We start from the raw sequence: 22,347 nt of genomic DNA, 5'->3' as shown, positions 1-22,347 counted from the left end.
GGCGGGGATTTATGTGTTTTGGCGGTTTAGGAAAAAAGTGCTATATTTGCCGGCGACAATTATTTTATTAAACGTTTAAAGCAAATTAAAAGGTATGAAAACAAAACTTTTTTTGGCTGCTGTAGCAGTAACATTTTCTTTCGCTGTGATTTCTTGTTCTGGTAACAAAACTAATAATGCTGCCGCTTCTGAAGGTGAAGAAGCAACAGTTGAAACTGTAGAAGCTGTTGCTGTTGAAGCAACTGACTCTTGCTGCCAGGCTAAAGACTCTTGTGCTACTGCTTGCGATAAGAAAGCTGATTGCGCAGAAAAGAAAGAATGCTGTGATAAGAAGTAATCTATTGATTTAGAACGATAAATTAAAGGGGGTATGGTGTGTCTGCACTATACCCCCTTTTTCTGTTTGACGAAATGCAGTGCTTAATTAGTGATACTTTTTTGCTAATAACCGACTTTAACTTATGAAATGAAATTATTTTCGATAAAAAAGTAACGTATTATTTGGTAGTATAGAAATAATCCATACCTTTGCACCGTCAAACTATAAAAGAGACAAAAAATGAATCAGATGTTTATACATATTCTACTATGCGGTATTATTATTCTACTATCAAAGGTTAGTGGAAGTGAGTGCTGCGCGTAACTGTGTATACTGAAAATATACGAAAGCCTTTCTCACTTCCAAGTGCGAAAGGTTTTTTTTTGAGCTAATAATAACATAAAATGATAGAAGATGGACAATAGGTTATTTATTTTTGATACCACCCTTCGGGATGGTGAACAGGTTCCGGGATGTCAGTTGAACACAGTGGAGAAGATTCAGGTAGCGAAGGCGCTCGAATCTTTGGGAGTGGATGTAATTGAAGCCGGCTTCCCTATCTCCAGCCCGGGAGATTTTAATTCAGTGATTGAAATTTCAAAAGCGGTGACTTGGCCTACTATTTGTGCGTTGACCCGTGCGGTTCAGAAGGATATCGATGTAGCAGTAGATGCATTGAGATTTGCCAAGCATAAACGTATCCATACAGGTATCGGTACTTCTGATTCTCATATTAAATATAAATTCAATTCCAATCGGGAAGAGATTATTGAACGTGCGGTAGCAGCAGTGAAGTATGCACGTCGTTTTGTGGATGATGTGGAGTTTTATGCAGAGGATGCAGGGCGTACGGACAATGAATATCTGGCACGTGTGGTAGAAGCGGTTATTAAAGCAGGAGCTACGGTGGTGAATATACCGGATACGACAGGCTATTGTCTGCCTTCAGAATATGGTGCTAAGATTAAATATTTGATTGACCATGTAGATGGCATCGATAACGCAATCATTTCTACCCACTGTCATAACGATTTGGGAATGGCAACAGCTAATACAATAGCGGGTGTTTTGAATGGGGCACGTCAGGTAGAGGTGACAATCAATGGTATCGGCGAACGTGCGGGAAATACTGCTCTCGAAGAAATTGCGATGATTATTAAGAGTCATCACGAAATTGATATTCAGACAAATATCAATACACAGAAGATTTACCCGACCAGCCGTATGGTATCGAGCTTAATGAATATGCCTGTTCAGCCGAATAAAGCGATCGTAGGCCGTAATGCTTTTGCTCATTCTTCGGGTATTCACCAGGACGGCGTATTGAAGAATGTGCAGACTTATGAGATTATCGATCCGCATGATGTAGGTATTGATGATAACTCGATCGTACTGACTGCCCGTAGCGGACGTGCGGCATTGAAGAATCGCCTTTCGATCTTGGGAGTGAACCTGGATCAGGAGAAGTTGGACAAGGTATATGAAGAGTTCCTGAAGTTGGCTGATAAGAAAAAAGACATCAATGATGATGATGTGCTGGTATTGGCAGGAGCAGACCGTAGCCAGAATCACCGTATTAAGTTAGAATACTTGCAGGTGACAAGCGGTGTTGGCGTCCGTTCGGTTGCCAGTCTGGGACTGAATATTTCCGGTGAGAAGTTTGAAGCCTGTGCAAGTGGCAATGGTCCGGTGGATGCTGCTATTAAGGCACTGAAGAAGATTGTAGACCGTCACATGACATTGAAAGAGTTCACTATTCAGGCAATCAGCAAGGGAAGTGATGATGTAGGTAAGGTTCACATGCAGGTGGAATACGATAATCAGATATATTATGGCTTCGGAGCAAATACGGATATTATTGCTGCATCAGTAGAAGCTTATATCGACTGTATTAACAAATTCAAGGCGTAAGGAATAAAGAAAGTGGTACTGAAATACGTAACTCGCATTAATTATAAATCATACATAGTAAAAATATAGATAACAGATGAATACATTATTTGATAAGATATGGGATGCCCACGTGGTGACTACGGTGGAAGATGGCCCGACACAACTTTATATTGATCGTTTATATTGTCATGAAGTGACCAGCCCGCAGGCTTTTGCCGGATTGCGTGAGCGTGGAATCAAGGTATTGCGCCCGGAAAAGGTGTTCTGCATGCCCGACCATAATACTCCGACACATGATCAGGATAAACCGATTGAAGATCCGATCTCCAAAACTCAGGTGGATACGCTGACGAAGAATGCAAAAGACTTCGGTCTGACACATTTCGGTATGATGCATCCTAAAAATGGAATTATCCATGTGGTAGGTCCGGAACGTGCGTTGACATTACCGGGCATGACGATCGTTTGCGGCGACTCGCATACTTCCACTCATGGGGCAATGGGGGCAATCGCCTTCGGTATTGGTACCAGTGAAGTGGAAATGGTGCTGGCTTCACAATGTATCCTTCAGTCAAGACCGAAAACAATGCGCATTACTGTAGATGGTGAACTGGGTAAGGGCGTGACAGCGAAAGACATTGCCCTGTACATGATGTCTAAGATGACTACCAGCGGTGCTACCGGTTACTTTGTGGAATATGCAGGTTCGGCAATCCGCAATCTGACTATGGAAGGACGTCTTACTCTTTGTAACCTTTCTATTGAAATGGGAGCACGTGGTGGAATGGTTGCTCCGGATGAAGTGACTTTCGAATATATCAAAGGTCGTGAAAATGCTCCGAAAGGGGAGGCATGGGATCAGGCTATAGAATACTGGAAGACACTGAAGAGCGATGATGATGCCGTATTCGATAAGGAGGTTCGTTTTGATGCGACAGATATCGAACCGATGATTACCTATGGAACTAATCCGGGAATGGGAATGGGAATTACGCAAAACATTCCTACTACGGAAGGGATGGGAGAAGCTGCACAGGTTTCTTTCAATAAATCGATGGAATATATGGGATTCCAGCCGGGTGAATCATTGCTGGGCAAAAAGATTGATTATGTATTCTTAGGTGCTTGTACTAATGGTCGCATTGAGGATTTCCGTGCATTTGCTTCTCTCGTGAAGGGACGCAAAAAAGCGGATAATGTAATCGCATGGCTGGTTCCGGGATCATGGATGGTAGATGCGCAGATTCGTAAGGAAGGAATTGACAAGATATTGACTGAGGCAGGATTTGCAATCCGTCAGCCGGGATGTTCAGCTTGTCTGGCGATGAATGACGATAAGATTCCTGCCGGAAAGTACTCTGTATCGACTAGCAACCGTAACTTTGAAGGTCGTCAGGGTCCGGGAGCGCGCACATTGCTGGCCAGTCCGCTGGTTGCTGCTGCCGCTGCGGTGACAGGAGTGATAACCGATCCGCGGGAACTTATTTAATGGATAATTGATAATTGAAAATGAAATGAAGACAAAATTTAATATAATAACAAGTACTTGTGTACCCCTTCCTTTAGAAAATGTAGATACTGACCAGATTATTCCGGCACGTTTTCTGAAAGCGACCACTCGTGAAGAAAAGTTTTTTGGTGATAACCTGTTTCGTGACTGGCGTTATAATGCTGACGGTTCTTTGAACAAGGACTTTGTGTTGAATGATCCCACTTACAGCGGGCAAGTATTGGTGGCAGGAAAGAATTTCGGTTCGGGTTCCAGCCGCGAGCATGCAGCCTGGGCAATTGCCGGTTATGGTTTCCGTGTAGTGGTATCAAGTTTCTTTGCCGATATTCATAAGAATAATGAGTTGAACAACTTCGTTCTTCCGGTAGTTGTTACAGAAGAATTCTTGCAGGAGCTTTTTGACTCTATTGCTGCCAATCCGAAGATGGAGGTGGAAGTGAATCTTCCGGAACAGACCATCACTAACAAAGCAACAGGCAAGAGTGAACATTTTGAAATCAATGCTTATAAGAAACTTTGTCTGATGAACGGATTGGACGACATCGACTTTTTGCTAAGCAATAAAAATAAAATAGAAGAATGGGAAAACAAGGCGTCAAAATAGAGATCATGGACACAACGCTCCGTGACGGTGAACAGACCAGCGGAGTGTCTTTTGTGCCTCATGAGAAACTAATGATTGCCCGTTTACTGTTAGAAGACTTAAAAGTAGACCGGGTAGAGGTTGCGTCAGCGCGTGTGTCGGACGGTGAGTTTGAAGCCGTGAAGATGATTTGCGACTGGGCAGCCCGCCGCAATCTGCTTCACAAGGTGGAAGTGCTGGGGTTTGTTGACGGTCAGACTTCGGTGGACTGGATACAACATACCGGCTGCCGCGTAATCAATCTCCTTTGTAAAGGTTCGCTGAAGCATTGTACGCAGCAACTTAAAAAAACTCCGGAACAACACATCGCGGATATCGTCAACGTAGTACACTATGCTGACGAGCAGGATATCAACGTGAACGTATATCTGGAAGACTGGAGCAATGGAATGAAGGATTCTCCCGACTATGTGTTTCAGTTGATGGATGGCTTGAAGGAAACGAGTATCAAACGCTATATGCTGCCCGATACACTGGGAATCCTGAATCCGCTGCAAGTGATAGAGTATATGCGGAAGATGAAGAAACGGTATCCAGATACACATTTTGACTTCCATGCGCACAATGATTATGATCTGGCTGTGAGCAACGTGTTGGCTGCTGTGCTGAGTGGCGTTAAAGGACTTCACACTACTATAAACGGACTGGGCGAACGGGCGGGTAATGCACCTCTTGCGAGTGTTCAGGCTATTCTGAAAGATCATTTCAATGCTATAACCAATATTGATGAAAGTCGCTTGAACGATGTCAGCCGGGTAGTAGAATCGTATTCGGGTATTGTAATTCCTGCCAATAAGCCGATTGTCGGTGAGAATGTATTTACACAGGTAGCAGGAGTGCATGCCGATGGCGATAACAAGAATAATCTGTATTGCAATGACTTGCTTCCCGAACGTTTTGGACGTAAACGCGAATATGCGTTAGGGAAAACGAGTGGCAAAGCAAATATCCGCAAGAACCTTGAAGACCTCGGATTGGAGCTGGACGAAGATGCAATGCGTAAAGTAACGGAGCGCATTATCGAACTGGGAGACAAGAAAGAACTAGTCACTCAGGAAGATTTGCCATACATTGTTTCTGATGTGTTGAAGCATGGAGCAGTAGGTGAGAAGGTCAAGTTAAAGAGTTATTTTGTAAATCTGGCTCATGGACTGAAACCGATGGCTACTTTGAAAATAGAAATCAACGGCAAGGAGTACGAGGAAAGCTCGGGTGGCGATGGACAATATGACGCTTTTGTACGTGCATTGCGTAAGATATATAAGGTGACATTGGGACGCAAGTTCCCGATGTTGACGAATTACGCGGTAACGATCCCTCCCGGTGGACGTACGGATGCATTTGTGCAGACAGTCATCACTTGGAGTTATGACGAACAAGTGTTCCGTACCCGCGGACTGGATGCCGACCAGACTGAGGCAGCTATCAAAGCTACAATGAAGATGCTGAACCTCATTGAAGATGAATATGAGAAAGAGTAAGTGGAAGTTACTTGCCCGAAGAATGTTTTTATAAGTATATAAATAGATAGAATTGACGATTATGGATTTTAAGATTGCTGTATTAGCAGGCGACGGCATCGGACCCGAGATTTCGGTACAAGGTGTAGATGTAATGAGTGCCGTTTGCGAGAAATTTGGTCATAAAGTAAGTTACGAATATGCGATCTGCGGTGCAGATGCGATTGATAAAGTGGGTGATCCGTTCCCGGAAGAAACATATCAGGTTTGCAAGAATGCAGATGCTGTTTTGTTTTCAGCCGTAGGCGATCCGAAGTTTGACAATGATCCTACTGCAAAAGTGCGCCCTGAACAGGGATTGCTGGCAATGCGTAAGAAATTAGGATTGTTTGCCAATATTCGTCCGGTACAGACATTCAAATGTCTGATCCATAAATCTCCGTTGCGTGCAGAACTTGTTGAAAATGCAGATTTTATCTGTATCCGTGAGTTGACCGGAGGTATGTATTTCGGTGAGAAATATCAGGATAATGATAAGGCATACGATACTAACTACTACACTCGTCCGGAAATTGAACGTATTCTGAAAGTTGCTTTTGAATATGCAATGAAGCGCAGAAAACACTTGACTGTGGTGGATAAGGCAAACGTTTTGGCTTCTTCCCGTCTGTGGCGTCAGATTGCACAGGAAATGGCTCCGAACTATCCGGAAGTGACTACTGACTATATGTTTGTGGATAATGCTGCAATGAAGATGATCCAGGAACCTGCTTTCTTTGACGTGATGGTGACTGAAAATACATTCGGTGATATTCTGACTGACGAAGGTTCTGTTATCAGCGGCTCTATGGGATTGCTTCCTTCAGCTTCTACTGGTGAAAGTACTCCGGTATTCGAACCGATTCATGGTTCATGGCCACAGGCGAAGGGCTTGAATATTGCGAACCCGTTGGCACAGATTCTGTCTGTAGCTATGTTGTTTGAATATTTCGATTGCAAGGAAGAAGGTGCGCTGATTCGTAAGGCGGTTGATGCATCACTGGATGAAAACGTGCGTACACCGGAAATCCAAGTAGCTGATGGTGCCAAATACGGTACAAAGGAAGTAGGACAGTGGATTGTTGACTATATTAAGAAGGCTTAAACAGATCATTCTGAACAAGATATATGGAGGCTGGATTCTTAAAACGGAGTTCAGCCTCTTTTTTGTTCATTTCGTTTCTTTGTTTTTTTACTGAATAAAATGAGTCCGTTGGGAGAAAAAACTAGTCGGACTGTTAAAAAGTAAAAGAGTAAGATATTTGCTAATGAAAAACAGTATATTTGCACAGATTAATACACAAATGCTATGACAAAAAATTATCTATTCTTACTGTTGGGTTTGCTGCTTGCAGCGTGTAGCTCTGATGACAAGGATGAACAACCGATTTTAGTGACCAATGTTGTAATGCCTGCTTCGGGAACAGTATTCAAGCCTGGTGAAAAGGTAACGATAATGGCGAAAGGATTCCAGGACAATGATGAAATCATGTTCGATATCCGCTGGCCGCTTCAAGATGAAGTGCTGCATGAAGGATATGCTAAAGGGGGACGGGGTGTTATAACGGAAAAGACGGCTACGAGCATTACTTTTCTGGCTCCCGGACACTGGCCTGCTTCTACAACGGAAATCTTGTTATGCCGCTCCGGTCAAATGATGTCTTTAGGAAAGATTTCAGTGGCGGATGGACAGGCACCCAAAGATTTTCAGCTTTATGGTATCATTAATTCTCGTTCCAATACTGACCGTCCTTATGCTATCGAATACATCAATCTTGAAAAGCCACAGACAGTAGAGATAGTACGACTTGCAGACAATCAAGACTTCTCTTGTGTAGTCAACCTTCCCGGAAGCTGGAGTCTTAGTGGAGTATGGACGCAGGATAATCGTCGTACGACCGGGCTTTATGATCTTTCTATGAACTATTGGGAAAAAACGGGAGCTGATCAGCTTGTAACAATGGGGATAGCGACCGGTAACTCTGTATTTGGGGTATATCAAGGTGGAGACCGTTTATTTGTTAAAACAGTTAATGTGATGCCCTATACCAGAATGTATATGCCGGAGAAATCTGATTATGGTTTTCTGCTGCCCGAAGGAATGAAGGCTGAAGTATTGTCACGTTATCCCTGTATACAAATGAGTGATGGAAATATACTCTGTTCGGCTGATAATGGCGATGGAACTTTTTCACCAGTAGTCTTGAACGGACAAAATATGGAAGAGAAAAGTATATATGTTGGCGAGCCGATACAGGCTGTGGCATTGATCCCTTTTTGGATAGTTAAGCCTGTAGAAGGTATGGGAACGGCTAAATATACACGTGTTGGCGGATATATCGTATCGAAGAGAAATGGTGCGACGGCAGAGGAGGGAGATGGAACAGAATTTAGGTTATGGAATCCGGCTACAAAGACGCTGGACGAACCTTTCACCACATTCTCTAATGCTGCGTGTTCAGTAGCCACACTTGTTTCGGAAGATTTTAAGAAACAAGAACTTTATGTATTGTTTGATGGTAGTCGGAATGGAAGGCTGATTTATGTATATGATTTACTAAAAGGTAGCTGGGAGTCATTATATCCAGGGGGCGGATTTCCTTATTCAGAAATCGTATTAGCCCGATAAGATTATTACTCAGTTATTCTCCGGGCTACTATGCACAAAGGCCCTTTTTCATGCTTATATGAAGCAATGGAGACAAAGCCGGACTGCAAGAGTATGGATTTCAATTCATCACAAGAACGAATAATCATCCCGTCAATCAGATTTGTCCAAGTTTTGACTGACGGGTTATTCAGTTCGCAGCAAATCAGGAAATGTCCGTTCCGCTTTAATACCCGTGTTACTTCGGTGAATGCTTTCGGAAGATCGTTCCAAAAGTAAACCGTCTCGAATGCAGTGACTACGTCGAACATTTCATCGGTATAAGGCAGTGTGTCTACCGTGCCTTGTTCTATAAAACAGCGGGTGGAAAGATATTTCTTGTTTTTCTTCTGTGCGAAAAGGACACTTTCCGGTGAAATGTCAATGCCGTATGCTTTTCCTTGCGGACAGCGACGCATCAACTGTGTAAGATTGGCTCCGCCACCGCAACCAATGTCGAGCACATTCCATTCCTTATTCCATGCTATATGTGACATTCCCCATTCGGAAAGCAAAGTGTGCCGTTTGTTCATTTCCCGGAGAATGACTCTTCCCCAAAAGCCTTCCGGTTTTTTGAGATTGTTGAATAACTTATGGATGATATTTTTTTTACCCATGTTATAAACTAACTTTGCACGATGGAGTAGATGATAATGCCTGCTAAAGTCAGCAATCCGGTATAGATCATAACTTCCGTTTGTTTCATGCCGGTACCCTTTTCAAGAGCAGGAGTAGGAGTATCTGACTGAAGTCGTGCCGTTAACTTGTGGGCGATAAAGTAGAACAGCCAACCTCCGAATCCACCGATAATGGCTCCTGCTACTAAATCACCGGGATAATGCAATCCCAGATACAGGCGTGTGTAAGAGTTGGTAAATGCCCAAAGCACGATAAATATGCTTAACCAGCGTTTACGGAACAGGCAAATCAGAAATATGGCAAGTCCGAAAGAATTGGCAGCATGACAGGAAGGGAAACCGAATCCTCCTCCTTGTCTTCCATTCACGATATAGACCAAATCCGCTATTGGATTTTCCGGATTGGAGGGACGCAGGCGACCTACCAACGGACGAAGAAAACTATTGCACATCTGATCGGCAAACGTGATAGTGAGGGCGATTGCTATCACATAGCACAATGCCACTTTCCAATGAAAATTCTTGAGCAGTATATATAAAATACTGGCATACATCGGTACCCATATAACTTTACCTGTGAATGCACTCATGAAGTAATCCCAGAAAGGCGAATGTATTCCGTTGAAGAATAAAAGCAGTTGGGTGTCTATATCTGAAAGAAATTCTATCATAAAATAAATCGTATTATTGAAAAGGGATTTGTTTGATCTTATCGTTTAGCCAAGTCATCATATAGCTTCTGAAGGAAGGCTTTTCCTTTTTCCAGATTCGCTCCTTTCTCAGTTCCTTCGTCTATCTGAACGGTATTGGCATCCAGATTGTACACTAATTGATTTTCCGCAGTCACCATGCCGAACAGGGTCGGTTCTGTGAAATACCCGAAGTGGGGAGAAGCCGGATTGAAGATATTCTTACTGAAGGTAAAGTCATCATGCGGTAATCCCAGCTGAGAAAGTAGAGTAGCAGCGATGTCAATCTGTGAAGCATAGGTCTCTACGACTCGTGGTTCCTTCACAGCTCCTCCGATAAGTATGAGCGGAATTGTATGTCCCTCCAGCGGATTTTCTACCGGACGGGGGTAGGCACCCAAATGATCCGGTACAAGTACAATCAGCGTATTTTTCCACATAGGAGTCGCCTTATACTGTTTCACAAAATCTCCTACACAACTGTCTGCGTAGGCGAAAGCATTCAGGACTTTGTCATCCAACCGGTAGAAGGGAACTTCAAAGGGCTCATGACTGCTTGATGTCTGTACAATTTTGAAGAAGGGTTCCTGTTGTCTCTCTTCTTTCAGGTCTTTCATAAAACGTTGGAAGAGTGCGTGGTCCGGTGCTCCCCATTTGCCCGGGCGTTCGGACAAAGGAAAATCTGTCTCTGAAATAATCTTCTCAATGCCCGATGAAACCAGATAGGAACGCATGTTAGTGAAGTCTGCATCTCCTCCGTAGTAGTATTCCAGACTGTATCCGGCATCTTTCAGACTGCGTGGAATGGAAGGGAGCCCGTCTGTCTTTTCAGGATACTTCATAATACTGGTACTTGGCTGACCGGGATAACCACTGATAATAGAGGCCAGTCCGCGATCTGTGCGGAAACTGTTTGCATAGAAATTAGTGAATAACACTCCTTCTTTTCCGAATTTATCCATATTCACTGCCACATTTGGTTGTCCTCCCATCGTTTCCATCAGGTGTGTAGAAAAACTTTCGAGGATGATAAAGATAATATTCGGGCGCTGAGTATTCAGAATTTGTGGGATACTGTCTGTTGCAGTAACAGGTTTATCCAGCATTTCTGTAAACAGATTATCCGCAACTTTCGGGTCCATGAACCGATATTGCTTATCGAAATTGTTTTGATGGGTAGCGGAATACATAAAACTGAATGCCGGATTGATGGCAGCATGATTCATTCGCTGATTCTGACTATAATATACTTTACTCAGATTCATGGTTGACACGGAAAAACCACCGCGGATGGGAATGAAAAGCGCAGCTGTCAGCAACAAAAGAACGAGGGATACATATTGCCGTTGATAAGGTATTTTCAGTGGTGTTTTCTCCCGAATAAGTACGGTGTAGAAAATACCGTAGAGAATGGCTGCGTAAATCAGCATAGCCAGTACACCGAGTAATATAAACCAGAAACTGACGCTCGCCATCGCATCCTTCGGGGAGGAGAAGAAATAGAAGATCGGAGTAGCATCCAGCCGGAATCCCCAGAAGCCGTACAAGCCCAGATCGACAATGAAGATACAGGACATCACAAAAGAGATGATTCCGAAATAACCTTGCCGGATACGGCGTAATATGGAAGATTTCGTCCAGGCGGAAGCGATAAGCAGGAAGCCCGGAATAGCAGTCAGATATCCTGCCAGTGAGAAATCCAGAGGCAAGCCGTGCCACATAACGTTGAAATAATCGCCGATGGAGGCGTCTGTATAAAGTTCATGGTAGTAAACCATGAAAATAGGTTTTTGAAGGACAAACAGAAGAACGAACAAAAAATAAGTCGTGAGAAATTGCAGTATTCTCTTTTTCATATCTATAAACTTAAAAATAATGAACGGAGACAAAGGTACAATTCTTTTCTGTATCTTTGCGCATCAACCTGATAAAACGAGGTGAATGATGGCAAAAATTGCGAATAAATTAACAGATTTAGTGGGTAATACACCTCTAATGGAACTTTCCGGTTATAGTGGAAAGTATGGTCTTGAACAGAATATTATTGCTAAACTGGAGGCGTTTAATCCGGCGGGAAGCGTGAAAGACAGAGTCGCTCTTTCCATGATTGAAGATGCGGAAGCCCGTGGAGCACTGAAGCCCGGTGCTACAATCATTGAACCGACCAGTGGAAATACAGGAGTTGGACTGGCAATGGTAGCGACCATTAAAGGATATCATCTGATATTGACTATGCCCGAAACGATGAGTCTGGAACGGAGAAATCTGTTGAAAGCACTGGGTGCGCAGATTGTGTTGACGGATGGACTGGGAGGTATGGCAGCTTCTATTGCCAAGGCGCAGGAGTTGCGGGATAGTATTCCCGGTTCGGTCATTCTGCAACAGTTTGAAAATCCTTCGAATGCTGCTGTCCATGAGCGGACAACGGGAGAAGAAATCTGGCGGGACACAGATGGCGAAGTGGCAGTGTTCGTTGCCGGAGTAGGAACCGGAGGGACGATTTGCGGTGTAGCACGTGCTTTAAAAAAACATAATCCGAATGTATATATTGTTGCGGTAGAACCTGCGTCGTCTCCCATATTGGCGGGAGGGCAGGCTGCTCCCCATCGTATACAGGGAATCGGAGCGAATTTTATTCCCGGACTTTATGATGCTTCTGTAGTGGATGAAGTAATCGGTGTGCCCGATGATGAAGCTATTCGTGCCGGACGGGAGCTGGCTGCTATAGAAGGGTTGCTTGCCGGAATCTCTTCGGGAGCGGCTGTTTATGCAGCCCGTCAGTTGGCACAGCGTTCGGAATTCAAGAACAAAAGAATTGTTGCGTTGTTACCTGATACGGGAGAACGCTATCTGTCGACGGAATTGTTCGCTTTTGATGCCTATCCTTTGGATTAATACTTAAACCATGATAAGAATTATTTTAATTTTATTGTTTAGCTTTCCAGTTGCCTTATGTGCGCAAACCTATCAGCAATTATCAGAAAAGGCGATTGAATATATCGAGATGGACAGTCTCCACAAAGCGGAAGAGCTTTTGCTTCAGGCTTTGAAACTGGAACCGAAGAATGCGAAGAATGCCATGCTTTTCTCCAATCTGGGGTTGGTACAGCGCCGTATGGGGGAATATGATAAGGCACTCGAATCTTATTCCTTTGCATTGAACTTTGCTCCATTGGCAGTGCCTATCTTGCTGGATCGGGCTGCGATCAATCTGGAAATGGGAAATACGGATCGTGCCTATACCGATTATTGCCTGGTACTTGACGAAGACAAGCAAAATAAAGAAGCGCTGTTGATGCGGGCATATATCTATGTGCTCCGGAGGGATTATCCTGCGGCACGAATCGATTATAATCGCCTGTTGGAGCTTGATCCGCAGAATTATAGCGGGCGGCTGGGTCTGGCTACCCTGGAACAGAAAGAAGGGAAGTTCAAGGAAGCGCTCGAAATCCTTAATAAGATGATTGCGGCGACTCCCGAAGATGCGACTCTCTATATTGCCCGTGCTGATGTAGAACGTGAAATGAAGCATGAAGATTTGGCTCTCGTTGACCTGGAAGAAGCGATTCGCCTGAAGCCGTCTTCGGCGGATGCCTATCTGCTGCGTGGCAATATTTATCTGACACAGAAAAAGAAAGCATTGGCTAAAACGGATTTTGAAAAAGCTATTTCGCTGGGCATACCTCCTGCTGATTTGCACGAGCAGCTAAAACAATGTAAGTAGAACTTCAGACAGTATACGGAAACTAAGTGCAGTATTTCCGCTATGAATACATGTTCCGCATAGAAAAGACAAAACTAAAAACATTTTTACTACTAACTAATACTCAAACAGAAAATGAAACGTATCGTTTTTTTAGATTACGTGCGCGTGTTCGCATGTTTCCTTGTTATGGTGGTCCACGCCAGTGAAAACTTTTACGGTGCTGCCGGATCTACCGATATGGCAGGACCGCAGTCTTATTTAGCTAATGAGGCAGACCGTTTGTGGGTGGCCGTGTACGACGGCTTTTCACGTATGGCAGTACCACTGTTCATGATTGTCTCTGCCTATTTGCTGGTACCGATGAAAGAGGGGCAGACCTCATGGCAATTTTATCGCCGCCGCTTCACTCATATCCTGCCGCCGTTTTTCATATTTATGATATTATATTCTACCCTGCCAATGTTGTGGGGACAGCTAGATGGAGAAACATCATTAAAGGACTTGTCTCGGATACTCCTGAATTTTCCGACGCTTGCCGGACACTTTTGGTTCATGTATCCTCTGATCAGTCTTTACCTGTTTATACCTATTATATCTCCATGGCTGAATAAAGCCACGGCGAAAGAAGAACGTTTCTTCATTGGACTGTTCCTGTTATCAACATGTATGCCGTACTTTAACCGCTGGTTTGGTGAAGTGTGGGGACAATGTTTCTGGAATGAATACCACATGTTATGGTACTTCTCAGGTTTCCTTGGATATCTTGTACTGGCACATTATATACGTGTACATCTAACTTGGGACCGCTCCAGACGTTTTATCGTAGGACTTGTTTTGATGGTTGTCGGAGCTGCATTGACAATTTACTCATTCTATATACAGGCTATACCGGGAGAAACTCTTTCTACACCTGTGATAGAGATAGGATGGGCCTTCTGTACAATCAACTGCGTACTTTTAACTGCAGGTACATTCTTGCTTTTCACATGCATAAACCGTGCGGAAGCTCCACGGCTTGTAACTGACATGTCGAAACTCAGCTATGGTATGTATCTTATGCACATATTCTGGCTCGGATTGTGGGCGACAGTGTTCAAGAGTACTCTGGAATTACCTACTGTTGCCGCGATACCATGCATTGCAGTAAGTACATTTATTTGCTGTTATGTGACTACGAAACTTATCTCGTTTATACCGGGAAGTAAATGGATAATAGGATAAATAACTGATTTTTTTAGGCACGGATTACACCGATTTCACGGTTTTAGGAGATTGGATAGACTACTAAAACCGTGTTCATCCGTGTAATCCTGCCTGATTTCATTTCATAACGACGTAATAATATGTCTTTTTTATATCGAGCGTTTTTTTACGAAGTCGATAAATTAGCACCGGATTACTATACAAACTGTCGGATCAGGTTCACGAACTCTTTTCCGTATTTCTTCTTCTTAAACTCTCCGATACCACTGATTTCTCCGAATTCTTCGATGGTAGTCGGGCGAGAAATACTAAGCAGATGCAGCACTTTATCAGACAAGACGATGTATGCCGGAAGTCCGTCCTGATCTGCTATTTGTTTCCGCAATGCCCTTAATGCTTCGAATAAATCTTCGTTTTCTCCACCGGGGATGCCGAAAGGAAGTTCTTTGGCAATGACTACCTTCTTCTTTTTCCCTTTTCCTGTCGCGATTTCTTCCCGGTGAATCACAGCGAGTGTCGCTTTTGCTTTTCCAAAAAGAATGTCACTTCCGCTTTGAGTAATTTTGAGATGGTTGTTCTCATTGTAGGCTATTTCAAAATAGCCCAGTTGTAACATCTGGAGTAAATAATCTTGCCAGTCACGAGGTGGTATGTCTCTTCCTGCACCAAATGTTTTTAATTCCTGATATCCTTTTGCCGTCACTTCTGCCGAATAACTTCCACGAAGAATATCTATTAATGTACCCGTACTTATTTGTTGATTCGCCCGGGCAATGGCACTTAATGCTTTTTGTACAATCACCGTACCGTCAAACCGTTGTGGCGGATTTTTACAGACATCACAGTTTCCGCAATCTTCTGTTGAGGTTTCTCCAAAATAGCTCAGCAGGATTCTTCTGCGGCAGATATCTGCTTCAGCGTATTGTTGCATACGTTGCAGTTTTTCCAGGTTGATGGCCTGCTGACTGCTTTCTGTGGCGAATTTAGTTAACAGTATCAAGTCCCCCAATGAATAGAACAATACTGTATCACTTGACAAGCCATCACGCCCTGCACGCCCGATTTCCTGATAAAAACTTTCAATACTTTTAGGAAGGTTGTAATGGATGACCCAACGGACATTCGATTTATCGATTCCCATACCAAAGGCAATCGTAGCACATACTACCTGAATGCGGTCGTTGATGAAATCGTTCTGAGTTTCGTCCCGATGTTGCGAAGACAGTCCGGCATGATAAACACCGCATCGGATTCCTTGTTTTTGCAGCATCTGTGCTACGGTTTCCGTTTTATTGCGGCTCATGCAGTAGATGATTCCGCTTTCTTCTCTGTGGCGATGGATAAATTCCAGAATCGCTTTATTTTTCTCTTTTGCCTGAAAACCGCGTTTCACGTCCAGGCTGATGTTGGGACGGTCAAAAGAAGAAATAAACGTCCGGGGTTGAACCAGATGCAACTGTCGGATAATATCCTCGCGGGTTATTTTATCCGCTGTTGCCGTTAATGCGATAATCGGTATCTGAGGAAATTGCTGATGGAGCATTCCCATTTGTGTATATTCCGGTCGGAAGTCATGGCCCCATTGGGAAATACAGTGCGCTTCGTCAATGGCAAAGAGTGAAATGCTCATATCCCGCAACAGATAGTCTTTTTCCGCTATTAACTTTTCCGGTGAGATATAAAGCAGTTTCAGGCGGCCTTCAACGCAGGCACGACGGAGATTGGCGTTTTCGGTTTCGTCATTGCTGCTGTTGAGTGCTCCTGCCGCGATACCATTGGCTTGCAATGTTTCTACCTGATCTTTCATCAGGGAAATAAGCGGAGAAACTACTACAGTCGTTCCTTCGGAGAGCAATGCGGGCAGTTGGTAACAGATCGATTTGCCTCCGCCGGTGGGCATCAATACCAGTGCATCTTGCTTATTCAGTACGTGACGGATGATCTCTTCCTGCAACGGGCGGAAGCTGTCATAACCGAAATATGTTTTTAGAGTTTCTTTCATCAACATTTATTTAAACTTTGTGGCAAAGGTACGCTTTTCTTTAGCAATCTTTATCATGTCTCGATTTCTGTTTTGATTTTAATGCTTCAAGAGTTAAAGTTTCTTATTATTCACCCTTAATTCCTCTTTTTCAAGGTTTTTGATTGTTTTATTAGAAAAAAAATGCACAAAATAATTGTGTGTTTAAAAAAAAAGTAAGACATTTGTAACATGTAACGTTGCAAATGAGCAATTAATAACAAATAAACAAACCCTAACCAGTTAATTCAATGAGTGATTTAGAGAACAAAAAAGCGGAGGAAGCTCCAAAGAAACGTCCCTACAATTTGAGGGAAAAGAAAGAAAAGAAGGCTGCATACCGGTCATTAATCAGACCGGAACTGGCAGACGAGTTGTATGACAAGATTCTGAACATTGTAGTTGTTCAGAAGAAGTACAAAGATCCTGATTATTCAGCTAAGGATTTAGCTAAAGAATTGAAAACGAACACTCGTTACCTTTCTGCAGTAGTGAATTCTCGTTTTGGTATGAACTATTCTTGTTTGTTGAATGAATACAGAGTGAAAGACGCTCTGCATTTGTTGACAGATAAGCGTTATGCCGACAAGAATGTAGAAGAAATCAGCGCAATGGTTGGCTTTGCAAATCGTCAATCTTTTTACGCTGCATTTTACAAGAATGTAGGTGAAACTCCTAACGGATATCGCAAGAAACACGCTGATAGTAAGAAGTAATTGCGTTTTCCGATACTGACCAAAAGGAATTACCTCTGAATGAAAAGTTCGGAGATAATTCCTTTTCTTATTTAATTAATCAATATCAGTAATTATGAAAAAACATTTTATTTCGATGGCCGTAACCGCTACGATCCTTGCATCCTGTGGTGGAGCCAAAACAACAACTGCTGAAGCAGATAAATTTGATTATACAGTGGAACAATTTGCAGACTTACAAATATTGCGGTACAAGGTCTCTGAATTCGAGACTTTGACGCTGAAACAGAAAGAATTGGTTTATTATCTGACTCAGGCTGCCCTGGAAGGACGTGACATCCTGTTTGATCAGAATGGAAAGTATAACTTGAGAATCCGTCGGATGCTCGAAGCTGTTTACACCCATTATCAGGGTGACAAATCGACTTCCGACTTTAAAAATATGGAAGTGTACCTCAAACGGGTATGGTTCTCCAATGGCATTCATCATCATTATGGTATGGAAAAGTTTGTGCCCGATTTCTCGCAAGACTTCCTGAAGAAGGCTGTACTCGGAATGGATGCCCAATTACTTCCGCTGGCGGAAGGACAGACTGCTGAACAACTCTGTGACGAGCTTTTCCCGGTAATGTTTGATCCGGCTATCATGTCGAAACGTGTAAATCAGGCGGATGGTGAAGACTTGGTGTTGACTTCGGCCTGCAATTATTATGACGGAGTTACTCAGCAGGAGGCGGAAAGCTTCTACGGAGCAATGAAAGATCCGAAAGATGAAACTCCGGTTTCATACGGACTGAACAGCCGTCTGGTCAAAGAGGATGGAAAAATACAGGAAAAAGTATGGAAAGTAGGCGGACTTTATACTCAGGCGATTGAAAAGATCGTATACTGGTTGAAGAAAGCGGAATCGGTAGCTGAAAATGATGCGCAGAAGGCAGTGATCGGCAAACTGATTCAATTTTATGAAACAGGCAGTCTGAAGGACTTCGATGAATATGCTATTCTTTGGGTGAAAGATCTTGATTCCAGAATCGATTTTGTGAATGGCTTTACAGAAAGTTATGGTGATCCGCTGGGAGTGAAAGCCAGTTGGGAATCATTGGTTAACTTCAAGGATTTGGAAGCTACCCACCGTACGGAGATCATCAGCAGCAATGCGCAATGGTTCGAAGATCATTCTCCGGTCGATAAATCTTTCAAAAAGGAGAAAGTAAAAGGAGTATCTGCTAAGGTGATCACCGCAGCTATTCTTGCCGGCGACTTATATCCTGCAACTGCCATCGGTATCAATCTTCCGAACGCTAACTGGATTCGCGCCCATCATGGTTCTAAGTCTGTAACGATTGGTAACATCACAGATGCTTATAATAAGGCGGCTCACGGAAATGGTTTTAATGAAGAATTCGTTTACAATGATGAAGAAAGACAGCGAATCGATCAATATGGTGATCTGACAGGTGAACTTCATACCGACTTACATGAATGTCTCGGACACGGTTCCGGCAAGCTTCTTCCAGGGGTAGATCCTGATGCATTGAAAGTTTATGGCTCTACAATCGAAGAAGCACGTGCTGACTTGTTCGGACTGTATTATGTAGCTGATCCGAAGCTGGTGGAATTGAAACTTGTTCCCGATGCTGAAGCATATAAAGCGGAGTATTATACATTCCTGATGAATGGTCTGATGACTCAACTCGTACGCATTGAGCCGGGAAACAATATAGAGGAGGCTCACATGCGCAATCGCCAGCTGATTGCCCGTTGGGTATTTGAAAAAGGTGCTCCCGACAAAGTGGTCGAAATGGTGAAGAAGGACGGAAAAACTTATGTAGTAGTCAATGATTACGAGAAAGTACGTGAACTGTTCGGTGAACTGCTGGCTGAAATTCAGCGAATCAAGTCAACAGGTGATTTTGAAGGAGCCCGTACATTGGTCGAAAATTATGCGGTGAAAGTTGATCCGACTTTGCATGCCGAAGTGTTGGAGCGTTATAAAAAGCTGAATCTGGCTCCTTATAAAGGGTTTATAAATCCGGTATATGAACTGGTGACTGACAAGGATGGAAATATTACTGATGTTACCGTGTCTTATGACGAAGACTACGTAGAGCAAATGTTGCGTTACAGCAAAGATTATTCTCCGTTGCCTTCCGTAAATAACTAATATTGAAAATGGATATAAAAGAACAACTGAAAGATATTAAAACACAGCTCCGTCTCTCTATGAACGGGGCTGTGTCCCAAAGTATGCGTGAAAAGGGGTTGGTATACAAACTCAATTTCGGAGTTGAACTTCCTCGCATAAAGATGATTGCCGAAGGTTACGAAAAGAATCACGGCCTGGCGCAGGCATTGTGGAAAGAGGACATTCGCGAGTGTAAAATCATGGCGGGAATGTTACAGCCTATCGATACATTTTATCCCGAGATTGCCGATATCTGGGTAGAAAGCATCCGTAACATAGAGATAGCGGAGCTGACCTGTATGAATCTTTTTCAGCATCTGCCGTATGCCCCTGCTAAATCTTTTCATTGGATGGCTGATGAACAGGAATATGTGCAAACCTGCGGTTTCCTGACGGCAGCCCGTCTTTTGATGAAAAAGGGGGATATGACGGAAAGAGCTTCCGGTGAGTTGCTTGACCAGGCATTCTGTGCCGTTCATTCTGAAAGTTATCATGTGCGGAATGCAGCTATGCTGGTTATCCGTAAGTATATGCAACATAACGAAGAGCATGCTTTCCGTGTATGCCGGCTGGTTGATGGGATGGCGGATTCTACAGTGGAAACGGAGCAGATGCTCTATAATATGGTGAGAGAAGAAGCTAATGATAAGTATTAAGTAATAAATATTAAGTATTAGGTATTGTCATGTGGGCATCATCTGCCGAATGGAATTTTAAGTAACTACGGTTCATACCTAATACTTATTACCTGTTACTTATTTCTCAGAAATTCTTTTGCTTTCCACAAAAAAGGCTTAACTTTGTTCGCGCTAATTTTGTGCTGATGATGGAAACTCAAAATGTGAAAGATACGGTAAGACAGATATTCACAGAATATCTCACAGCGAACGGGCATCGAAAGACTCCCGAACGTTACGCCATACTCGAAACTATCTATTCCATCGACGGCCATTTCGACATCGATATGCTCTATTCCAGAATGATGGATCAGGAGAATTTCCGGGTAAGTCGGGCAACTCTTTATAATACTATTATTCTGCTTATCAACGCACGGCTGATCATCAAGCATCAGTTCGGTACTTCCTCCCAATACGAAAAATCATACAATCGCGAGACACATCATCATCAGATATGTACTCAATGCGGCAAAGTGACCGAGTTTCAGAACGAGGAATTACAGCATGCCATCGAAAATACAAAATTAAGCCGCTTTCAACTTTCGCATTACTCCTTATATATATATGGATTGTGCAGCAAGTGTGACAGAGCTAATAAACGGAAAAAAGTCAGTAACAACAATAAAAAAGAAAAATGAAAGTAGATGTTCTATTAGGATTACAATGGGGCGACGAAGGTAAAGGAAAAGTAGTCGACGTATTAACACCTAAGTACGATGTGGTCGCTCGTTTCCAGGGCGGTCCGAATGCCGGTCATACACTTGAGTTCGAAGGACAGAAGTATGTACTTCGTTCTATTCCTTCCGGTATTTTTCAGGGAGATAAGGTAAATATTATCGGTAATGGTGTAGTGCTCGATCCGGCATTGTTCAAAGCGGAAGCTGAGGCACTCGAAGCATCGGGACACCCATTGAAAGAGCGTTTGCACATTTCTAAGAAAGCTCATCTCATTCTTCCGACGCACCGTATTCTGGATGCCGCTTACGAAGCAGCTAAAGGAGATGCGAAAGTAGGAACTACCGGTAAAGGTATCGGTCCTACTTATACGGATAAAGTAAGCCGTAATGGTGTTCGTGTAGGTGATATTCTTCATAACTTCGATCAGAAATATGGTGCGGCAAAAGCTCGTCACGAACAAATTCTGAAGAGTCTGAACTATGAATATGATCTCACTGAACTCGAAAAAGCATGGATGGAAGGTATCGAATATCTGAAGCAATTCCATTTTGTGGACAGTGAACATGAAGTAAACAACTATCTGAAAGATGGCAAGAGCGTTCTCTGCGAAGGTGCTCAGGGAACTATGCTTGATATTGATTTCGGTTCGTATCCGTTCGTAACTTCTTCCAATACGGTTTGTGCAGGCGCATGTACCGGCTTAGGAGTAGCTCCGAACCGTATCGGTGAAGTGTTTGGTATTTTCAAAGCATACTGTACTCGTGTAGGTGCCGGTCCGTTCCCGACAGAACTGTTCGACGAAACTGGTGACAATATGTGCACACTGGGACATGAATTTGGTTCAGTAACAGGACGTAAACGTCGTTGCGGATGGATTGATCTGGTAGCTTTGAAGTATTCTGTAATGATAAATGGTGTTACCAAGTTGATCATGATGAAAAGCGATGTACTCGATACATTCGATACGATCAAAGCTTGTGTAGCTTATAAAATAGATGGCGAAGAGATAGATTATTTCCCATACGACATCAATGAAGGTGTAGAGCCTGTATATGCAGAGCTGCCGGGCTGGAAGACAGATATGACAAAGATGCAGAGTGAAGACGAATTCCCCGAGGAATTCAACGCTTATCTGACTTTCCTTGAAGAACAACTTGGTGTGGAAATCAAGATTGTATCTGTTGGACCGGACAGAGCGCAGACTATCGAACGGTATACTGAAGAATAAGAAATGTTATTCTGTCGAATAGAAGAATAACTTTGTTCTATAACTTAATGAGAGAGGCGGAGAAATGGAAATTACTCCGCTTTTTTTTCTTTACCCCCAATATTAACTATAACGCAT

The 22,347-nt window shown here is 43.2% G+C and carries 19 protein-coding genes; 15 read left to right on the top strand and 4 right to left on the bottom strand.

All coding sequences use genetic code 11. The features are described 5' to 3' along the window. Positions 1-94 precede the first annotated feature (94 nt). The 7 genes from HMPREF2794_RS15040 (at position 95) to HMPREF2794_RS15010 (ending at position 8,493) form a co-directional block, all read left to right on the top strand. A complete protein-coding gene (locus HMPREF2794_RS15040; RefSeq protein ID WP_010539075.1) occupies positions 95-337 on the top strand; it encodes a hypothetical protein in 243 nt (80 codons plus the stop codon). 396 nt (positions 338-733) lie between these two features. Next, positions 734-2,230: a 2-isopropylmalate synthase gene (locus HMPREF2794_RS15035; protein WP_010539074.1), complete on the top strand. Its 1,497-nt coding sequence runs from the start codon at positions 734-736 to the stop codon at positions 2,228-2,230. A 76-nt stretch (positions 2,231-2,306) separates the two neighbouring features. Beyond that, the gene (gene leuC, locus HMPREF2794_RS15030; RefSeq protein WP_010539073.1) at positions 2,307-3,701 is read left to right on the top strand and encodes a 3-isopropylmalate dehydratase large subunit; all 1,395 of its coding nucleotides are present in this window, start codon (positions 2,307-2,309) and stop codon (positions 3,699-3,701) included. 25 nt (positions 3,702-3,726) lie between these two features. Further along, on the top strand, positions 3,727-4,326 hold the full coding sequence (gene leuD, locus HMPREF2794_RS15025) for a 3-isopropylmalate dehydratase small subunit (RefSeq protein ID WP_010539072.1): 600 nt from the start codon (positions 3,727-3,729) through the stop codon (positions 4,324-4,326). After that, on the top strand, positions 4,302-5,846 hold the full coding sequence (locus tag HMPREF2794_RS15020; RefSeq protein WP_010539071.1) for an alpha-isopropylmalate synthase regulatory domain-containing protein: 1,545 nt from the start codon (positions 4,302-4,304) through the stop codon (positions 5,844-5,846). Before leuD ends, HMPREF2794_RS15020 begins: the two co-directional genes overlap by 25 nt. Before the next feature lie 61 nt (positions 5,847-5,907). Next, positions 5,908-6,969, top strand: coding sequence for a 3-isopropylmalate dehydrogenase (gene leuB, locus HMPREF2794_RS15015; RefSeq protein WP_010539070.1), 1,062 nt, complete (start codon positions 5,908-5,910; stop codon positions 6,967-6,969). 204 nt (positions 6,970-7,173) lie between these two features. Further along, positions 7,174-8,493 carry a DUF4784 domain-containing protein gene (locus HMPREF2794_RS15010; protein WP_070751795.1) on the top strand — a complete coding sequence of 440 codons (1,320 nt, stop codon included), beginning with the start codon at positions 7,174-7,176 and terminating at the stop codon, positions 8,491-8,493. A 5-nt stretch (positions 8,494-8,498) separates the two neighbouring features. On the opposite strand, the gene HMPREF2794_RS15005 is transcribed toward HMPREF2794_RS15010, so the two are convergent. From HMPREF2794_RS15005 to HMPREF2794_RS14995, 3 genes are read right to left on the bottom strand one after another with little or no spacing between them, the layout of a single operon-like run. Continuing rightward, positions 8,499-9,128, bottom strand: coding sequence for a class I SAM-dependent methyltransferase (locus HMPREF2794_RS15005; RefSeq protein WP_070751794.1), 630 nt, complete (start codon positions 9,126-9,128; stop codon positions 8,499-8,501). A gap of 8 nt (positions 9,129-9,136) precedes the next feature. Next, positions 9,137-9,820 (bottom strand): lipid A 4'-phosphatase, encoded by a 684-nt coding sequence (gene lpxF / locus HMPREF2794_RS15000; RefSeq protein WP_010539067.1) that lies wholly within the window; start codon positions 9,818-9,820, stop codon positions 9,137-9,139. A gap of 38 nt (positions 9,821-9,858) precedes the next feature. Continuing rightward, the gene (locus HMPREF2794_RS14995; protein WP_168166607.1) at positions 9,859-11,694 is read right to left on the bottom strand and encodes an LTA synthase family protein; all 1,836 of its coding nucleotides are present in this window, start codon (positions 11,692-11,694) and stop codon (positions 9,859-9,861) included. A gap of 88 nt (positions 11,695-11,782) precedes the next feature. Here HMPREF2794_RS14995 and cysK point away from each other — a divergent pair, with 88 nt between their 5' ends. The 3 genes from cysK (at position 11,783) to HMPREF2794_RS14980 (ending at position 14,765) form a co-directional block, all read left to right on the top strand. Then, positions 11,783-12,733 (top strand): cysteine synthase A, encoded by a 951-nt coding sequence (gene cysK, locus HMPREF2794_RS14990; protein ID WP_010539065.1) that lies wholly within the window; start codon positions 11,783-11,785, stop codon positions 12,731-12,733. 10 nt (positions 12,734-12,743) lie between these two features. Beyond that, entirely contained in the window at positions 12,744-13,562 is an 819-nt protein-coding gene (locus tag HMPREF2794_RS14985; RefSeq protein WP_022302484.1) for a tetratricopeptide repeat protein, read from the top strand. Positions 13,563-13,676: 114 nt separating this feature from the next. Beyond that, positions 13,677-14,765 (top strand): acyltransferase, encoded by a 1,089-nt coding sequence (locus tag HMPREF2794_RS14980; protein WP_070751793.1) that lies wholly within the window; start codon positions 13,677-13,679, stop codon positions 14,763-14,765. Positions 14,766-14,943: 178 nt separating this feature from the next. Here HMPREF2794_RS14980 and recQ read toward each other — a convergent pair whose 3' ends face one another. Then, positions 14,944-16,749 carry a DNA helicase RecQ gene (recQ, locus tag HMPREF2794_RS14975; protein WP_070751804.1) on the bottom strand — a complete coding sequence of 602 codons (1,806 nt, stop codon included), beginning with the start codon at positions 16,747-16,749 and terminating at the stop codon, positions 14,944-14,946. 269 nt (positions 16,750-17,018) lie between these two features. Between recQ and HMPREF2794_RS14970 the strand changes: the two genes are divergently transcribed. From HMPREF2794_RS14970 to HMPREF2794_RS14950, 5 genes are all read left to right on the top strand, one after another. Continuing rightward, entirely contained in the window at positions 17,019-17,483 is a 465-nt protein-coding gene (locus HMPREF2794_RS14970) for a helix-turn-helix domain-containing protein (RefSeq protein ID WP_010539061.1), read from the top strand. A gap of 94 nt (positions 17,484-17,577) precedes the next feature. Then, the gene (locus HMPREF2794_RS14965) at positions 17,578-19,626 is read left to right on the top strand and encodes a dipeptidyl-peptidase 3 family protein (protein ID WP_070751792.1); all 2,049 of its coding nucleotides are present in this window, start codon (positions 17,578-17,580) and stop codon (positions 19,624-19,626) included. Positions 19,627-19,634: 8 nt separating this feature from the next. Continuing rightward, positions 19,635-20,303 carry a DNA alkylation repair protein gene (locus HMPREF2794_RS14960; protein WP_010539059.1) on the top strand — a complete coding sequence of 223 codons (669 nt, stop codon included), beginning with the start codon at positions 19,635-19,637 and terminating at the stop codon, positions 20,301-20,303. 170 nt (positions 20,304-20,473) lie between these two features. Further along, a complete protein-coding gene (locus tag HMPREF2794_RS14955) occupies positions 20,474-20,962 on the top strand; it encodes a Fur family transcriptional regulator (protein WP_008767710.1) in 489 nt (162 codons plus the stop codon). Beyond that, on the top strand, positions 20,959-22,230 hold the full coding sequence (locus tag HMPREF2794_RS14950; protein ID WP_010539058.1) for an adenylosuccinate synthase: 1,272 nt from the start codon (positions 20,959-20,961) through the stop codon (positions 22,228-22,230). Before HMPREF2794_RS14955 ends, HMPREF2794_RS14950 begins: the two co-directional genes overlap by 4 nt. Positions 22,231-22,347: the final 117 nt, after the last annotated feature.

It is taken from the genome of Bacteroides sp. HMSC067B03 (assembly GCF_001811315.1).
GTDB lineage: Bacteria > Bacteroidota > Bacteroidia > Bacteroidales > Bacteroidaceae > Bacteroides > Bacteroides faecis.
This window is presented reverse-complemented; position numbering and strand designations above follow the sequence as displayed.

What these genes read in the sequence shown, in the direction of transcription:
- HMPREF2794_RS15040 (WP_010539075.1), top strand. Translation starts at nt 95, where the DNA reads ATGAAAACAAAACTTTTTTTGGCTGCTGTAGCAGTAACATTTTCTTTC.
- HMPREF2794_RS15035 (WP_010539074.1), top strand. Translation starts at nt 734, where the DNA reads ATGGACAATAGGTTATTTATTTTTGATACCACCCTTCGGGATGGTGAA.
- leuC (WP_010539073.1), top strand. Translation starts at nt 2,307, where the DNA reads ATGAATACATTATTTGATAAGATATGGGATGCCCACGTGGTGACTACG.
- leuD (WP_010539072.1), top strand. Translation starts at nt 3,727, where the DNA reads ATGAAGACAAAATTTAATATAATAACAAGTACTTGTGTACCCCTTCCT.
- HMPREF2794_RS15020 (WP_010539071.1), top strand. Translation starts at nt 4,302, where the DNA reads ATGGGAAAACAAGGCGTCAAAATAGAGATCATGGACACAACGCTCCGT.
- leuB (WP_010539070.1), top strand. Translation starts at nt 5,908, where the DNA reads ATGGATTTTAAGATTGCTGTATTAGCAGGCGACGGCATCGGACCCGAG.
- HMPREF2794_RS15010 (WP_070751795.1), top strand. Translation starts at nt 7,174, where the DNA reads ATGACAAAAAATTATCTATTCTTACTGTTGGGTTTGCTGCTTGCAGCG.
- HMPREF2794_RS15005 (WP_070751794.1), bottom strand. Translation starts at nt 9,128, where the DNA reads ATGGGTAAAAAAAATATCATCCATAAGTTATTCAACAATCTCAAAAAA.
- lpxF (WP_010539067.1), bottom strand. Translation starts at nt 9,820, where the DNA reads ATGATAGAATTTCTTTCAGATATAGACACCCAACTGCTTTTATTCTTC.
- HMPREF2794_RS14995 (WP_168166607.1), bottom strand. Translation starts at nt 11,694, where the DNA reads ATGAAAAAGAGAATACTGCAATTTCTCACGACTTATTTTTTGTTCGTT.
- cysK (WP_010539065.1), top strand. Translation starts at nt 11,783, where the DNA reads ATGGCAAAAATTGCGAATAAATTAACAGATTTAGTGGGTAATACACCT.
- HMPREF2794_RS14985 (WP_022302484.1), top strand. Translation starts at nt 12,744, where the DNA reads ATGATAAGAATTATTTTAATTTTATTGTTTAGCTTTCCAGTTGCCTTA.
- HMPREF2794_RS14980 (WP_070751793.1), top strand. Translation starts at nt 13,677, where the DNA reads ATGAAACGTATCGTTTTTTTAGATTACGTGCGCGTGTTCGCATGTTTC.
- recQ (WP_070751804.1), bottom strand. Translation starts at nt 16,749, where the DNA reads ATGAAAGAAACTCTAAAAACATATTTCGGTTATGACAGCTTCCGCCCG.
- HMPREF2794_RS14970 (WP_010539061.1), top strand. Translation starts at nt 17,019, where the DNA reads ATGAGTGATTTAGAGAACAAAAAAGCGGAGGAAGCTCCAAAGAAACGT.
- HMPREF2794_RS14965 (WP_070751792.1), top strand. Translation starts at nt 17,578, where the DNA reads ATGAAAAAACATTTTATTTCGATGGCCGTAACCGCTACGATCCTTGCA.
- HMPREF2794_RS14960 (WP_010539059.1), top strand. Translation starts at nt 19,635, where the DNA reads ATGGATATAAAAGAACAACTGAAAGATATTAAAACACAGCTCCGTCTC.
- HMPREF2794_RS14955 (WP_008767710.1), top strand. Translation starts at nt 20,474, where the DNA reads ATGGAAACTCAAAATGTGAAAGATACGGTAAGACAGATATTCACAGAA.
- HMPREF2794_RS14950 (WP_010539058.1), top strand. Translation starts at nt 20,959, where the DNA reads ATGAAAGTAGATGTTCTATTAGGATTACAATGGGGCGACGAAGGTAAA.